The organism is Kaistia sp. SLG-1, from assembly GCF_059699055.1.
Window position 1 is genome coordinate 1,984,678 of sequence record NZ_AP048544.1, and the last position, 14,977, is coordinate 1,999,654.

Below are 14,977 nucleotides of genomic sequence, written 5' to 3' on the forward strand. Positions count from 1 at the left end.
CGCTACCACCCCGCCGCGCGATGCCGGCGCAGCCAGTCGCGCGCGGCGTTCCGGATGGCGCGATCGTCGGCGGGCGGCGGCGCACCGAGCGCGATCGCCGGCAAGGGCGCGGCCGGGCCGGTTTCAAACGCCTGCATCCGCCCGGTCGTGTCGAGGAAGCGCAGCCAGGCGGCGCCAGTCAGCCGGGCGACCTCGGCACGCGGGAAGGCGACCAGCGCGGCGCGCTTCAGGATCGCCGAAAGCCTCGCGGCGCCCTCGGCATCGAGCGGCGCGGGCAGGGCGGCGATCTCCCGGAGCGCTGCGCGGCGATAGGCGTCATGCCGATGGCGAATGAGCTGCCGTGCGAAAAACAGCGCCAGCAGGGCTGCAAGCATCGCGGCAAGAATCCACCAGCCGGGTGCCGGCGGCCAGTAGGAAACCGGCGGCGGCAGGACGATGTCACGCAGATTGGAGAGATCGGAGGGATCGTTGTTCATGACGCCGCCCGCGCCCCGGCGCCATTGCGCGTATGCGCCAGCCGCTGGCCGAGAAGGTCGCGCAGCTGGGCCGAGACATCCCGCCCGGTTTCGATCGGCAGCACGGGAATGGTCCGCCGCCGCGAAAAGCGCTGCAGGCTGTCGCGTCGCTCGGCGAAGGTCTGGGCGAAGCCGCCGCGCAAAGCCGTCGAGCCGCTGTCGACCTCGATCTGGTCGGCGCCTTCGCCGACGATGACGCGGCCGAGCGAAGGCAGCTCCGCCTCGATCGGATCGGAAATGAAGATCGACAGCACGTCGTTATGGGCGGTGATCTTGGTCACCAGCTTCACCGTCTCGGCGTCCGCGCCATAGGCGTCGGAGATCAGGCAGACGAGGCCATCGTGATGGACGAGGCGGGCGGCGCGCCGCAGGGCCTCGTTGAACAGGCCGGGATCGGCGGCGCGCTCGTCCGTGGCCTTGAGCGCCGCATTCTGCCGCGCCACCTCGTGCAGGATCGGCAGCACGCCCTTTTCGCGCGCTTCCGGCTGGAGCTCGGTGATCCGGTCCTCGGAAAAGACGATGGCGCCGATCCGGTCGCCGAGCGAGGTGACGCGCCAGGCCGAGAGCGCGGCGGCCTCGGCGGCGGCGACCGATTTCATCATCAGCCGGCTGCCGAAGAACATCGACAGGCGCTGGTCGACGAGAAGCAGGACGCTGCGGTCGCGCTCCTCGGTGAAGACGCGGACATGCGGGCTGCCGAGGCGGGCGGTCGCGGCCCAGTCGATCGTGCGGGTATCGTCGCCCTCGTAGTAGTGGCGCAATTCCTCGAAATCGAGGCCGCGCCCGCGCAGCCGCGACGCGTGCCGCCCGGTCAGAAGGCTGTGCACCGGCTGGCGCGGCAGGAAGCTGAAGCCCTTGGCGCTATGGCGCAGCCGCAGCAGTTCGTCGAGCGTGACATAGGCTCGCGCTGATCCCGAGGTCTTGTTGGCCACAAGCGTGGGTGCCGCCATCGTCGCCTCCCGATCAAACTGCCACGGCGACCTGCTTGACGATCTCGTCGATGACATCGTCGGCATGCAGCCCGTCGGCGCTCGCCTCATAGGTCAGCGACAGGCGATGGCGCAGGCAGTCATGCGCGACCGCCTGGACGTCTTCCGGCGTGACATAGTCGCGGCCCTGCAGCCAGGCGAAGACGCGCGAGGACTTGTCGAGCGCAAGCGAGCCGCGCGGGCTGGCGCCGATGGCGATCCAGTCCTTGAGCTTGTCGCCGAACTCGGCCGGGCGCCGGCTCGCGGCGATCAGCGCGACGATGTAGCTCTCGACCGCACCGGCGGACTTGACCGCGTCGATCTCCTTGCGGGCATCGAAGATTACCTGCTGCGGGATCTTTTCCGGATCAGCCGCAGCGGTGCCGGCGGTCTCGGCGCGCACCAGCTGCAGCACCTTCACCTCGTCGCCGTCGCTCGGATAGTCGATCCGGACATGCATCAGGAAGCGGTCCATCTGCGCCTCGGGCAGCGGATAGGTGCCCTCCTGCTCGATCGGGTTCTGCGTCGCCAGCACCATGAAGAGATCCGGCAGCGTGTAGCGCTTGCCGGAGACGGTGACCTGACGCTCCTCCATCGCCTCAAGCAGCGCCGACTGCACCTTGGCGGGGGCGCGGTTGATCTCGTCGGCCAGCACGAGGTTGCCGAAGATCGGCCCCTTGCGGAACTCGAACGAGCCGGCGCCGCCGGCATCGGTACGGTAGATCTCGCCGCCGGTGACGTCGGAGGGCAGCAGGTCCGGCGTGAACTGGATGCGGCTGAATTCCGATTCCAGCGCTTTCGACAGGCTCTTGATGGCGCGGGTCTTGGCGAGGCCGGGCAGGCCCTCGACCAGCACGTTGCCATTGGCGAGCAGCGCGATGACGAGCCGCTCGACCACGCGCTCCTGGCCAATGACGGCGGCGTTCACGCGCTTTTCGATTTCGAGGATGGAGTCGCGGGCTGTCATCGGGAGCGGGATCCGTCTGGCTGGAGGTGGGTTTTTTGGCGCTCTTGAAGGGAAAGGCGGGCGGGGGGTGGAGAGGGGTGGCAGCTTTCAGGCCGATCTTCCTGCTTGATCCGAGTTGGTACACCCTCCGTCGTCATCCCGGCGAAGGCCGGGATCCATACACACTGGCCCGTGGCTAGTCGGCTGAGCCAAGCTTTCTTGGCCGGTGTTCATGGGCCCCGGCCTTCGCCGGGGCGACGGTGCCCTGCGCATGGGCCATGGACTGCATGGCGACATCCGGCGTTTCCTGGACCCTCCTTCGAGGCCGGCTTCGCCTGATACCTCAGGATGATGGTCGAGTTTGGTGGGGAGAGGGAGACGCGCTTCTCCGGGAACGGCGAAGAAGCGCGCTGAGGTTCCAATATCGCCACGGGCTGCTCCGGCTCACTTCTCGAACGGGTAGATGACCTTCCAGTCATCCTTCATGCTGACCACCGTCCAGCCGCGCTTCGGGGCTTCGTCGAGCGCCTTGGCGAGGTGACCGATATGCGAATCCCGGTCATAGGCCCATTCGCGCTTGGCGTCGGTGTGGTGGACGATCATCGCGAAGCGCGGGCCGGGGTTGAGAGTCGTCCATTGCAGCATCTCGAGATCGCCGTCGGAATTGCCGGCGGCGAAGACGGGGCGCTTGCCGATGAACCGATTGATGCCGACCGGCTTGCCGGGGCCGTCGTCGATGAATTCGATCGCCGGCAGCTTGAGGATCTCGGGCTTGTCGCCGTTCAACTTGAACTCGGTCTTGCCGGAGGAGCCGACGACCTGCTGCGGCGGGATGCCGTAGACGCCCTCGGCAAAGGCGCGCATGAACTCGACGCCGCCGCCGGAGACGATGAAGGTCTGGTAGCCGTTGGCGCGCAGATAGGCGAGAAGCTCCAGCATCGGCTGGAAGACGAGCTCGGTATAGGGCTTATCGAAGCGGGGCTCGCGCGCCGTCTTGGTCCATGCGACCACCTCGGCGTTGAAGTCCTCGACCGACATGCCGGTGGAGCTCGCGGCGACCAGTTCGCCGATGCCCTTTTCGCCGGAGGCCATCACGGCCTTCAGGTCGCCCTCCAGAACCGACTTGAACGGCTCCTTGTCCTTCCATTCCGGATGGTCCTTCGCCATCGCCTTGATGCGATCGAGCACGAAGATGCCCTGGAAATAGACCGGCTGCTCCGACCAGAGCGTGCCGTCATTGTCGAAGGTGGCGATGCGGTCGCCGACCGCGACGAAGTCGGGGCCGGGCGTCGTCGTCCGGGTCACGAAGTCGACGATCGCGGTCTTGGCGGCGCCGTCGTTCCAGGACGGCAGCGGATCGGCAAGCGCCGCCACGGGCAGCGCGACCGAGAGGGCCAGCGTCCCGGCGAGGCCGAGCTGAAGCAGGGTGCGTCGTGTCAGGCGGGCAAATGCACTCATCCTTGTCCTCCGCTTCTGTTGGGAGCGCCTAGCCGGGCCGCGTGCGACGGACGCAGCGGAACCCGACATGGCTGGTCGAGGTATCGATCGGCTCGGCGTGGCGGGCGGCCGGGCGGTAGCGCCGGCAATAGTTCGGCGCGCAGAGATGCGAGCCGCCCTTCAGCACCTTGCGCGGGATGCGGACCTCCGGCTGGCGCGGGTCGAAGCTCGCTTCCATCGGGCCGCCGCGCGGGTTCTCCGGCACGCAGCACGCCTTCGGCGCATCGGCCGGGTGGCGCGTCGACCAGAAATCCGAGGTCCATTCCCAGACATTGCCGATCATGTCGTAGAGGCCGTAGCCGTTCGGCGGGAACGAGCCGACCGGCGAGGTGCGCTCATAACCGTCGGTCTTCAGATTCTGCGCCGGAAAAAGACCCTGCCAGGTATTGGCCATCTCGCGGCCGTCCGGATTGAGCTCGTCCCCCCAGGCGAATTCGGCGCCGTCGAGGCCGCCGCGCGCGGCGAACTCCCATTCCGCCTCGGTCGGCAGTTCCTTGCCGACCCACTTCGCATAGGCTTCGGCGTCGCTATAGGCGACATGTACGACCGGATGGTCGTCGAGGCCCTTGATCGAGCTGCCGGGGCCATAGGGCCGGCGCCAGTTGGCGCGAAAGCGGAACGCCCACCATTGCGACCAGTCGCGCGTGTCGACCGGATAGTCGGGCGGCGTGAAGACCAGCGACCCCGCCTTCAGCATGTGGGGCAGGGCGTTCGGGTAATCCTTCGGGTCGGGCGCTATTTCGGCGAAGGTGACATGGCCGGTCGCCTCGACGAAGCGGCGGAACTCGGCATTGGTCACCGGCGTCGGATCGATGAAGTATCCGTCGACCGTGACGCGGTGGCTCGGCTTCTCCTCCGGATAATGCTCGTCGGAGCCCATGCGGAACGTGCCGCCGGGAATCCAGACCATCGTATCGGCAGCGGGCCGTTCTTGCGCTTTCGTCTCGGCTGACATGGCAGCGTCCTTCGCGTGTTGCGGTCTCCCGGGGGCCGGGAGACCGCTATCTTCGTGTTTATTGCGGCGCCAGCGACTCCAGCTGCTTCAGGCGCTGCAGCGCGGCCTGCTGGCGCAGCAGGCCGTAGTTGATCCCGCTCGCGTTCAGCGTGCTGCCCTCCTGGTAGGGGAACTCGCTGAAGTCGGCGAAGAATTCCTTGATCTTCCCCTGGATCGGCACCAGCAGCCACATGTTGCGCGCCAGGAATTCGGTGGCGCCGCCGCCCTCGTGCAAGCCGCGCTCGTAGGGATCCATCCGGAGATTGGTGATCAGGGCCCAGTTGGGTACCTCGCGCGTCGCCGTCGCGATATTGCCCTCGCTGGCGATGGCGAAGGAGAGCTTCCAGTCGTTCCAGCGGATGGCGTTCAGGTTGCCGCCCTGGTCGAAATAGTAGACCACGTCGCGCGGCGGGTCCTTCGCACCGCCCTTCAGCAGATCGCTGAGGTCATAGCCGTCGAGATGCACCTTGAAGGTCTTGGATCCGGCGGCGAAGCCCTTCTTCATCTGCTCCTTGACGTCGGGAATGCCGGCGGCGGTGGCGAAGGTCGGCAGCCAGTCGATCAGCGTCACGGGGTCGTTGATCTGGGTGCCGGGCTTCACGACGCCCGGCCAGCGCACCATCATCGGGATGCGGAAGCCGCCTTCCCAGGTGGTGCCCTTCTCGCCGTGGAACATCGTCATGGCGCCATCCGGCCAGAGCGCGATCTCGGCGCCGTTGTCGGTGGTGTAGAGCACGATGGTGTCTTCGGTGATGCCGAGATCGTCGAGCTGCTGCAGAAGCTGGCCGACATGGCCGTCATGCTCCGCCATGCCGTCGGCATGCAGGCCCTTGCCCGTCTTGCCGTTCGATTCCGGCTTCAGGTGGGTGAAGATGTGCATGCGGGTCGAGTTGAACCACACGAAGAACGGCTTGTCGGCCTTGTGCTGACGGTCGATGAAGTCCTTGGCGGCGGCCAGGAACTCCTCGTCGATGGTCTCCATCCGCTTGGTATTGAGCGGGCCGGTGTCCTCGATCTTGCCGTCGGCGAAGGAGTGGATGACGCCGCGCGGGCCGTATTTCTTCCGGAATTCCGGGTCCTTCGGGTAGAAATAGCCCTCCGGTTCCTCCTCGGCGTTCAGGTGGTAGAGATTGCCGAAGAACTCGTCGAAGCCGTGATTGGTCGGCAGGTGCTGGTCCTGGTCGCCGAGATGGTTCTTGCCGAACTGGCCGGTGGCATAGCCCTTGGTCTTCAGCACGTCGGCGATCGTCGGCATCCAGTCCTGGATGCCGTGCGGGTCGCCCGGCATGCCGATCGTCAGGAGGCCGGTGCGGAAGGGTTCCTGACCGAGAATGAAGGAGGCGCGGCCGGCGGTGCAGCTCTGCTGACCGTAGGAATCGGTGAAGATCGCGCCTTCGCTGGCGATCCGGTCGATGTTGGGCGTGCGGTAGCCCATCAGCCCCATCGTGTAGGCGCTGATCTGCGGGATGCCGATGTCGTCGCCGAAGATGACGAGGATGTTCGGCGTCTTGCCCGACGCGGCCGGCGTCTTCGCCGCGTCCTGCGCCAGCGCGGAAACCGGTCGCGCCGCCGACGCGGCGCCGGCGGCCAGCGCCGACGTCGCGATCAGCGCGGTCGTTCCCTTGAGAAGCGAGCGCCGGCTGACGCTCTCGGTCGAATGCCCAGTCTCTTCCTGCCGGTCTGTCATGCCATTCTCCACAAAGACAAAAGGGTTCAAAATGTCCGTTGGATTGCGATGCTGTCCGTTGCGATAGAGATGCCTTGGCTGTCTGAAACGATGCTTCCCGAAGGGAGACGGGCGAGGGGGCCCGCCCGTCTCTCCGCGGCGACTAGTTCGCCTTCGGGCCGGCTTCCAGCGTCTTCATCAGCGCCTCGACCATCTGGTCGACGCTGAAGCTCGCAGGACGCTGGCTCGGCGGGAAGTCCTTGAAGGTCTCGAGGAACGGCGCGACCTTCCAGACACCGTACTGGATCAGATAGGCGTTCTGGGCGAGCCAGTCGTAATACTGGTCGGAGACGACATCGGCGCGCTCGAACGGATCCATGCGCAGGTTGAAGACCTTCGGCGCCCGGAGGCAGGTGAAGGGGTTGGCCCAGACGGCGAAGCCGCCCGGCTCGCGCTGCTCGCAGAAGACGATCTTCCAGTCATTGTAGCGATAGGCGACGAGGTTGCCGTCGTCGTTGAAGTAGTAGAACTCGCCCCGGTTCGACTTCGGCGCCTCGCCCGTCAGGAAGGGGAGCTGGTTGTAGCCGTCGAGGTGAACCTTGGCGGTCTTGCCGCCGATCTCGGTGCCCTTGAGAAGTTTTTCCTTGATGTCCGGCTCGCCGGCGGCCGCCAGCAGCGTCGGGAACCAGTCGAGACCGGAGACCATCTCGTTCGAGACCTGTCCGGGCTTGATGTGGCTCGGCCAGCGGATCATCGCCGGAACGCGGAAGGCGCCTTCCCAGTTGGTGTCCTTCTCCGAGCGGAACGGCGTCGTCGCGGCGTCCGGCCACGACCACTGGTTCGGGCCGTTGTCGGTCGTGTAGACGACGATGGTGTTGTCGGCGATGCCGAGATCGTCTAGCGCCTTCAGGAGCTTGCCGACGTCGCCGTCATGCTCGAGCATGCCGTCGGCATAGGCGTTGCCGGGCATGCCGCTCTGGCCCTGCATTTCGGGGCGCACATGCGTGAAGGCATGCATGCGGGTGGTGTTCATCCAGGTGAAGAACGGCTTCTTCGCCTTGGTCTGCCGGTCCATGAAGTCGATCGCGGCGGCGGTGGTCTCGTCGTCGATCGTCTCCATGCGCTTGCGGTTGAGCGGTCCGGTGTCCTCGATCTTGCCGTCGGCCGATGTCTTCAGCACGCCGCGCGGCGAGTTCGACTTGACGAAGTCGAGGTCGTTCTTCGGATAGTAGGGCCGCTCCGGCTCTTCCTCAGCGTTGAGGTGGTAGAGGTTGCCGAAGAACTCGTCGAAGCCGTGCCGGGTCGGCAGATATTCGTCGCGGTCGCCGAGATGGTTCTTGCCGAACTGGCCGGTAGCGTAGCCGAGCGGCTTCAGCGCCTGGGCGATGGTGATGTCGCGGTCCTGCAGGCCGACGGTCGCGCCGGGGATGCCGACCTTGCAGAGACCGGTGCGCAGGCAGACCTGGCCGGTGATGAAGGTGGAGCGGCCGGCCGTGCAGGAGTTCTCGCCGTAATAGTCGGTGAATCGGATGCCTTCCTTGGCGATCCGGTCGATGTTCGGGGTCCTGTAGCCGACGACACCGTCGCCATAGGCGCTGATGTTGGTCTGGCCGATGTCGTCGCCGAAGATGACGAGGATGTTTGGCTGGGCGGCGGCGGCCGCGTCCTGGGCGAATGCCGGGGCCATCGGCGCCAGCAGCCCTGCGCCAACCACGACGGCCGACGCTATCAAGTGCCTCATTCTCATCCTGTCTCTCCCGTATTTCCTAGTCAGAGTGTGGCGCGGGAAGATGGCGGGTCGGTTTCCCGCCATCTTCCAGTTCGTGGATCAGTTGCCGCTGCTGCCTTCGAGCTGGCGGTTCAGCTGCTCGGTGATCTGGTCGATCGAGAAGCTCGACGGCCGCTGAATCGGCGGGAATTCCTTGAAGGTCTCGAAGAACTGGGCCACCAGCGCCTGGGTCGGCACCGCCATGAACGCGTGGCGGAACAGCCAGTCCCAATAGGTGTTCGAGGTGATGTCGGCGCGCTCGAACGGATCCAGGCGCAGGTTGAACAGCTTGGGCACGCGCAGGCAGGTGAAGGGTTCTGCCCATACTTCCAGCGTGCCGGGCGAACGCTGCTCGCAGAAGACCTGCTTCCAGTTCCCGACCCGCACGGCCACCAGCTGGCCGTCATCGTTGAAGTAGAAGAACTGGTTGCGCGCCGACTTGTCGGCCTCGCCGGTCAGGTAGGGAAGCTGGTTGTAGCCGTCGAGATGGTTCTTGAACGTCCGGCCGTTCACGTCCCAGCCCTTGAGCAGCTTCTGTGTCACGTCCGGATCGCCCGCCGCCGCGAGTAGGGTCGGAAACCAGTCGAGACCGGAGACGATGCCGTTCGAGATGCTGCCCGGCTTGACGTGACCCGGCCAGCGGATGAAGGCGGGCACGCGATAGGCGCCTTCCCAGTTCGTATTCTTCTCGCCGCGGAACGGCGTCATGGCGCCATCCGGCCATGTGTTCATGTGCGGACCGTTATCGGTCGTGTAGATGATGATCGTATTGTCCTCGATGCCGAGGTCCTTCACCTTCTGCAGCAGCTTGCCGACATCGCCGTCATGCTCGATCATGCCGTCGAAATACTCCGACAGGCCGCCGCTCTGGCCGATCATTTCCGGCCGCACATGCGTGATGGCATGCATACGGGTGGTGTTCATCCAGGTGAAGAAGGGCTTCTTGGCCTTGACCTGCCGGTCCATGAAATCGATCGCGGCGGCGGTGGTCTCGTCGTCGATCGTCTCCATCCGCTTCTTGGTGAGCGGGCCGGTATCCTCGATCTTGCCGTCGGCACTCGACTTGATGACGCCGCGCGGTCCGTATTTCTTGCGGAACGCCGGATCCTTCGGATAGTCGGGGTTCTCCGGCTCTTCCTCGGCGTTCAGGTGATAGAGATTGCCGAAGAACTCGTCGAAGCCGTGATTGGTTGGCAGGAACTCGTCCTTGTCGCCGAGATGGTTCTTGCCGAACTGGCCGGTCGCGTATCCGAGCGGCTTCAGCGCTTCGGCGATGGTCATGTCTTCGGGGCGCAGCCCGAGATCCGCGCCAGGCAGGCCGACCTTCGACAGGCCGGTGCGCAGCGTCACCTGGCCGGTCAGGAAGGTCGAGCGTCCCGCCGTGCAGCTCTGCTCGGCGTAGTAGTCCGTGAACATCATCCCGTCTCTGGCGAGACTGTCGATGTTGGGCGTCCGATAGCCCATCAGGCCGAACGAATAGGCGCTGATATTGGTCTGGCCGATATCGTCGCCGAAGATGACGAGAATGTTCGGAGGGGTCGCTGGGGTGGTTGGGTTCTGGGCAAGGACCGGCGCCATCGGCGCCAGCAATCCCGCGCCAACCACTGCGGCGGATGCTATCATTCTCGCTATTCGCATGGCCTTCTCCTGCATTTGAAAAGAGGAAGTAGCAGTACGGATGCGTCGAACTACGTCGGGAGCGGTCCTGGCTGGATCGAGACGCTCTGAAGCCAGGCAATCGGGCGATGAGGAATAGGGTAGAAGCTCCATCCGGCAAGCTGGATGGAGCAAAATTTCATACAGGATCAATTAACGGGCTTGGCCTCCGGGAAGGTCCATTTGCCGTCGAGGATATCCTTGTGGGGCCGGTAGAGCCTTACCATGTAATTCCATCCTGCCACCGTTGGCAAGCAGTTGGCAATATTGTCGGTACAGCCGCCGAACTGTACGGCAACCGATCCGTCCGCCGATTTCTTTGCCGTGATATTGTTGAGGGAATAGGCGTCGAGCGGATTCTTTGCATAGTATCCGTCGGCGTTGTAGACGCTGATCGACCAGAAACCGTCGACGGGCACATCCCTGACGTCGAGCTTGTAGATCGTCTCGCCGTCGTTCTTCGGCGGCGTGACGTTCAGGTAGATCGCCTCCGTCTCCGGATTGCCGCCCCAGGCGGAGGCCGAGCCGATCAGCCGGCGGACGGGATCGACCTGCTGCTTGGTGCCGAACATGCGGTTGGTATCGGGCAGCGTCGAGGCGAGCACGAGCAGCGCCTCGCGCACCTTGTCCTGGCTGGCCGGGTCCCAGTTCGGGACTTCGAAGACGCCGACATTCTTCTGCTCGACCTGGATCGCATCCTGCAGGGCATGCACCGCCTTCAGGTCCTCTGGATCGGCGGGATTGACCAGGATGCGGATGCCGGCGACCACATAGCGGGTGCCGATATCGTCCTTCGACAGCGTGTATTTTCCCGGCTTGTAGTGGACGCCGTGGGTGTACTGGTCCTCGTCGATCACCTGCAACGAAAAGAAGCGCTTGCCGGCGTCGGGAAGGGTGATGGTCGCCGGTCCTGCGTCGAGATCGAGGACCACCGACGAATAGAGCGTATCGCGGTTCAGCCGGATGACCGTCTGGTGGTCGATCGGTGCCGGTTCGCGCCGGTGCTGAAGCTTGCCGATCCCGACGTCCTTGATAAGTCCGGCCAGATAACGATCCGATTCCGCCCGCACGAAATTGTCCGGCGTCACCGGAATGGCGGCGCCGGGCGTCTCGGCGGCCTGAGCCGCGAGGGCGGAACTGCTGGCGGCGAGGGCGATGGCGAGGAGGACTGCGGAACGGGTCTTCATGGCGTTTCCCTGTGTCTGGCGGACGCGTTGACCGGTTTTGCTGCCAACTAGCGCCGATGGTTCCGGCGGCCAGAGGCAATCGCTGTGGTTGTCCGGAGCCGGCGCCGTTTGCCGGCGGCCTGGCTTCGGTGGAGGCTTTCCGGAAGGCGGGCCCTTTCGGATCCTCTCGGGTTCGGGCCTTCCTCCGGCGAAACGGGGTGGTGGTTCGTGATCCGGATATACTATGGCGTCGGTCTATAAATCTCTCATTCCCTATCGGAATGAGGGCAGACTAGGGAGAGGTTCGCGCGAGGTCCAGCGTCTTTTTCAGTCTGAAAACAATCTGATGTCGCCATGACCTCAAGGGAATGGCGAGGATTGTTGATACGGTTACATTATGGAAATTGTGTCGAATTTCGAAGTTTGCCGTTTGACTGGAACTTTGTTGGTTTCGCGTGAAAGTTCTCCATCCGCAACCGGGTCGTGATGAGCGCGAGGGCGCGCGGCCGGATGGCCACGGAACGTCGGCTCGCTACCGGTCTCGCCGGCCGCAACCTCTTGAAATCGCCGCCCCCTCCGGCTAGGACGGGCTTGCGCTGGACGACCTGCGCCGTGGTGACAATCGGGGACGGCCCCGCCTTCTGAGGGGGGCGGCCGTGGCCGGACCTATCGAACAATTTGAGATCAAGCCGCTTCTGCATCTGTTCGATGTCGGGGGCGTCGAGATCGTCCTGACCAATTCGGCCGCCCATATGGGGCTGGCCGTCGCGATCATCTTCGCCTTCCTGATGCTGGCGACGCGGAAGGGCCTGATCATCCCGTCCCGCTTCCAGTCGTCGGCCGAGCTGCTCTACGTCTTTGTCCGCGACATGCTGCGCGAGAATGTCGGGCAGGGCGGCATGCGCTTCTTCCCGCTGGTCTTCTCGCTGTTCATGTTCGTGCTGGTCGCCAATCTGATCGGCATGTTCCCCTATGCCTTCACGGCGACCAGCCAGATCATCCTGACCTTCTCGCTGGCGATGACGGTGTTCCTGACCGTCACGATCTACGGGCTCATCCTGAACGGGTTCGGCTTCTTCCGGCTGTTCCTGCCGTCCGGCGTGCCGCTGGTGCTGGCGCCGATCGTCATCCCGATCGAGATGGTGTCCTATCTCTCAAGGCCGATCAGTCATTCGGTGCGTCTGTTCGCCGTGATGCTCGCCGGCCATATCACGCTGAAGGTGTTCGCCGGTTTCGTCGCCGATCTCTCCGGCGCCGGCGCCATGGGGCTCGCGACGGCGATCCTGCCGCTCATCATGACCGTGGCGCTGACGGGCCTGGAATTGCTGATGTCGCTCATTCAGGCCTATATCTTCGCGATGCTCACCTGCATGTATCTGAACGACGCGCTCCACCCTGCGCATTGACCGGAGCGTGAGCGGACTGCCACGGGCTGGATGACCTGCCTGCTGGATAAGAACCACCGGGACAACCCGCACTACACATAGGCAAAACCAAATGGCCTGGGTCTATCTCATCATCGCCGGCATTCTCGAAGTCGTCTGGGCGTTCTCGATGAAGCAGTCGGAAGGCTTCTCCAAGCTGATCCCGACGATCGTCACCATCGTCATGATGATCGGCAGCTTCGGCTTGCTGTCGATCTCGATGCGGTCGCTGCCGCTCGGCACCGCCTATACGATCTGGACGGGCATCGGCGCAGTCGGCGCCTTCATCGTCGGCATCGTCGTTCTCGGCGAAAGCGCCTCGCCGACGCGGATCGCCGCCGCGGCGATGATCGTCTGCGGCCTCGTCGTCATGAAGGTTTCGTCGAGCTGAAGACGCGCCTGACGCAGCCGCCAGCCAACAGATGGCCCGCATCCCTCGCAGGATGCGGGCCATTTCTTTTGCGCGCGGTTGATTGGTGGTTTGGCTCGACAGGACCCTCACCCCAACCCTCTCCCGCAAGCGGGAGAGGGGGCTCGTCCGCGCCTGTCGTCCCGCCGCGAAACCGAGGGCGGGCGCCGGCGGAAAGCCCTCTCCCGCTGGCGGGAGAGGGTAGGGTGAGGGGCTTGCCTGGCTTCGGCTTAGGGCGGTTGCGGCGTCGCCGGGGACAACGCGTGGTGTCGACCTCCGGTGTTTGCTAGGGTCGGGTCGCAATCCCTGCCTGATCCGTCCTGCCTGCCGTCCTTGCCATCTCCAGAAGGAGTTTCCGATGCGTGCCTTTTCTGGCCTTGCGATCGCTATTGCCGCGATGACGTGGATCTGTGCTGCGCCCGCCGCTCGCGCCGCCGATTGCGGTGATCTTCAGACACAGACCGAGATGACCATCTGCGCCGGCGATGCGTTCAAGAAAACCGACGCCGAACTGAACAAGCTCTATCGCCAGATCCAGGAGCGCCTCACCGACGACGCGGACACCCGCCGCCTGTTGGTCGCGACGCAGCGCGCCTGGGTCTCGTTCCGCGATGCCGAATGTGCCTTCAGGGGTTCCGCCGTGGCCGGCGGCAGCGCCGAGCCGATGATCGTCAGCCAGTGCAACGACAATCTTACCCGGCTCAGGATCGAGGACCTCAAGGGCTATCTGGCCTGCCAGGAGGGCGATCTCGACTGCCCGGTGCCGGCCGCGGAGTAGGGCGGGCTCTGTCCAGGCGCGCCCTGACTTCACCTCTCCCTGAGGGAGAGGTCGACGGCCGGAGGCCGGCGGGTGAGGGTTTAGGGAACTAGCCGGATGAGGCCGTAAACCCTCACCCGGAGCTGCGCTCCGACCTCTCCCTCAGGGAGAGGTGAAGAAGCGGCTCCGATCGCGCGGTCGTATACGCCTCCCTCCCTCTCGCAGCACCGCAGGATCGTTCAATCCTGCCAGCGCGCGCCTCCGTATCCTGCCGGCCGGCCGAGGCGATCGCGCCCGGTCGAAGGTGAACGGAAGAGGAGGGAATGGAAATGCTGAACGGTCTCACTCTGGCTGTCTCCGTGGCGGCGCTCGTTCTCGGCATGAGCGCGACGGGCGCCTCGGCGGCGGACAAGGCGGCGACGAAGTCCATCATTCTCGTGCATGGCGGCTTCGTGGACGGCGCCGGATGGCAAGGCGTCTACGACATCCTGAAGAAGAAGGGATATGACGTCACCATCGTCCAGAACCCGACGACGTCGCTCGCCGACGATGTCGCCGTCACCAAGCGGGCCATCGCGGCCGCCCCCGGCAAGGTGATCCTGGTCGGCCATTCCTATGGCGGCGTCGTCGTTTCCGAGGCCGGCACCGATCCCAAGGTGGCGGGCGTCGTCTACATCGCCGCCTTCGCGCCCGACGCCGGCGAATCCGTCTCGAGCCTGATCGCCAATCCGCCGCCGGGCGCGCCTGTGCCGCCGATCCTGCCGCCGGTCGACGGGTTCCTGTTCCTCGACCGCGCCAAGTTCGCCGAGGCCTTCGCGGCGGATGTCCGCCCGGATCTCGCGGCGTTCATGGCGGATTCGCAGGTTCCCTGGGGTGTCGCGGCGCTCGACGGCAAGGTCACCGCGCCGGCCTGGAAGGCGAAGCCGAGCTGGTACCTGATCGCGACCGAGGACAAGATGATCCCGCCGCCGGCGCAGCACGCCATGGCCGCGCGCGCCAAGGCCGTCACCGTCGAGGCCGCCGGCAGCCATGCCATCTATGTCTCGAAGCCCGAGGCGGTCGCCGCGCTGATCGAAAAGGCCGCCGCCGGCGTCCCGGCGAACTGAGCCGCTAACCGAAACCGCCGGGCACCGGCCTCGCCGGCGCCCGTTGCCGTGTCGGCGAAACCCGTCGCGGCCTCCGGTGCATGGGCCATCCGCGCCGCCGCGATC

Annotated in this window: 13 protein-coding genes; 4 read left to right on the top strand and 9 right to left on the bottom strand. The window is 65.3% G+C overall.

Annotation, left to right across the window (positions count from 1 at the left end):
* Positions 1-2: 2 nt before the first annotated feature.
* From AC6HZP_RS08870 to AC6HZP_RS08910, 9 genes are all read right to left on the bottom strand, one after another.
* On the bottom strand, positions 3-476 hold the full coding sequence (locus AC6HZP_RS08870; RefSeq protein WP_497526261.1) for a DUF4381 domain-containing protein: 474 nt from the start codon (positions 474-476) through the stop codon (positions 3-5).
* Positions 473-1,465 (bottom strand): DUF58 domain-containing protein, encoded by a 993-nt coding sequence (locus tag AC6HZP_RS08875; RefSeq protein ID WP_497526262.1) that lies wholly within the window; start codon positions 1,463-1,465, stop codon positions 473-475. Before AC6HZP_RS08875 ends, AC6HZP_RS08870 begins: the two co-directional genes overlap by 4 nt.
* A 13-nt stretch (positions 1,466-1,478) precedes the next feature.
* Positions 1,479-2,450 carry an AAA family ATPase gene (locus tag AC6HZP_RS08880; protein WP_497526263.1) on the bottom strand — a complete coding sequence of 324 codons (972 nt, stop codon included), beginning with the start codon at positions 2,448-2,450 and terminating at the stop codon, positions 1,479-1,481.
* 423 nt (positions 2,451-2,873) lie between these two features.
* On the bottom strand, positions 2,874-3,887 hold the full coding sequence (locus AC6HZP_RS08885) for an HAD family hydrolase (RefSeq protein WP_497526264.1): 1,014 nt from the start codon (positions 3,885-3,887) through the stop codon (positions 2,874-2,876).
* Between the two features lie 28 nt (positions 3,888-3,915).
* Positions 3,916-4,881 carry a formylglycine-generating enzyme family protein gene (locus tag AC6HZP_RS08890; RefSeq protein WP_497526265.1) on the bottom strand — a complete coding sequence of 322 codons (966 nt, stop codon included), beginning with the start codon at positions 4,879-4,881 and terminating at the stop codon, positions 3,916-3,918.
* Positions 4,882-4,939: 58 nt separating this feature from the next.
* Positions 4,940-6,607 (bottom strand): arylsulfatase, encoded by a 1,668-nt coding sequence (locus AC6HZP_RS08895; protein WP_497526266.1) that lies wholly within the window; start codon positions 6,605-6,607, stop codon positions 4,940-4,942.
* Positions 6,608-6,749: 142 nt separating this feature from the next.
* Complete coding sequence (locus AC6HZP_RS08900; RefSeq protein WP_497526765.1) at positions 6,750-8,273, bottom strand: arylsulfatase; 1,524 nt, start codon at positions 8,271-8,273, stop codon at positions 6,750-6,752.
* A gap of 141 nt (positions 8,274-8,414) precedes the next feature.
* On the bottom strand, positions 8,415-9,992 hold the full coding sequence (locus tag AC6HZP_RS08905; RefSeq protein WP_497526267.1) for an arylsulfatase: 1,578 nt from the start codon (positions 9,990-9,992) through the stop codon (positions 8,415-8,417).
* 167 nt (positions 9,993-10,159) lie between these two features.
* Complete coding sequence (locus AC6HZP_RS08910; protein ID WP_497526268.1) at positions 10,160-11,197, bottom strand: DUF1254 domain-containing protein; 1,038 nt, start codon at positions 11,195-11,197, stop codon at positions 10,160-10,162.
* A 635-nt stretch (positions 11,198-11,832) separates the two neighbouring features.
* On the opposite strand from AC6HZP_RS08910, the gene AC6HZP_RS08915 reads away from it, so the two are divergent.
* The 4 genes from AC6HZP_RS08915 to AC6HZP_RS08930 all read left to right on the top strand — a co-directional run bounded on the left by AC6HZP_RS08915 (position 11,833) and on the right by AC6HZP_RS08930 (position 14,872).
* Entirely contained in the window at positions 11,833-12,582 is a 750-nt protein-coding gene (locus AC6HZP_RS08915; RefSeq protein WP_201403213.1) for a F0F1 ATP synthase subunit A, read from the top strand.
* 91 nt (positions 12,583-12,673) lie between these two features.
* Positions 12,674-12,991 carry a quaternary ammonium compound efflux SMR transporter SugE gene (gene sugE, locus AC6HZP_RS08920; protein ID WP_201403214.1) on the top strand — a complete coding sequence of 106 codons (318 nt, stop codon included), beginning with the start codon at positions 12,674-12,676 and terminating at the stop codon, positions 12,989-12,991.
* A gap of 376 nt (positions 12,992-13,367) precedes the next feature.
* Complete coding sequence (locus AC6HZP_RS08925; protein ID WP_497526269.1) at positions 13,368-13,787, top strand: lysozyme inhibitor LprI family protein; 420 nt, start codon at positions 13,368-13,370, stop codon at positions 13,785-13,787.
* A 359-nt stretch (positions 13,788-14,146) separates the two neighbouring features.
* Complete coding sequence (locus AC6HZP_RS08930) at positions 14,147-14,872, top strand: alpha/beta fold hydrolase (protein WP_497526766.1); 726 nt, start codon at positions 14,147-14,149, stop codon at positions 14,870-14,872.
* The last annotated feature ends 105 nt before the right edge of the window (positions 14,873-14,977 follow it).